Here is a 404-nt window from a genome sequence, read left to right on the forward strand (position 1 = left end):
ATTTGTTATAAGCACATTCTTACACGGTTCATATGAACAAATTGAGCATCTTCTGATGTTGCTTGGAAACCAAATTTACGATATAAACCGCCTACCCGATTGCCTTGTAAATAACACAATTTCACTGGTTTATTTTCACTATCAGCAAACTCTAAACATTGGCTTAAAACCTGACTTCCTATTCCTTTTCCGTGAAAGCTTGGTAATAAAAAGAAACGGCAAAAATAGAAATGGTCACCTTTGTTTTGAAGCAAATAGCTACCTATTGCTTCACCTGACATTTCAATAATGGTTGGTTTTTCTTCAGCCCATTCATCTTGATGCATTTCACGTTGGATTTTATCGTCCCAACCAAACACAGCCTTAATTGGCTCAAATTCAGCTGCCTTTTTAAGTTCAAATAA

1 protein-coding gene is annotated in these 404 nt (G+C 35.6%); it reads right to left on the minus strand.

Translation table 11 applies throughout. The features are described from left to right. Positions 1-5: 5 nt before the first annotated feature. The coding region (locus A6E03_RS18315; RefSeq protein ID WP_065601473.1) for a GNAT family N-acetyltransferase at positions 6-404 on the minus strand (399 nt) is incomplete at its 5' end.

The sequence above is a fragment of the Aliivibrio sp. 1S128 genome, assembly GCF_001691065.1.
Taxonomy (GTDB): domain Bacteria; phylum Pseudomonadota; class Gammaproteobacteria; order Enterobacterales; family Vibrionaceae; genus Aliivibrio.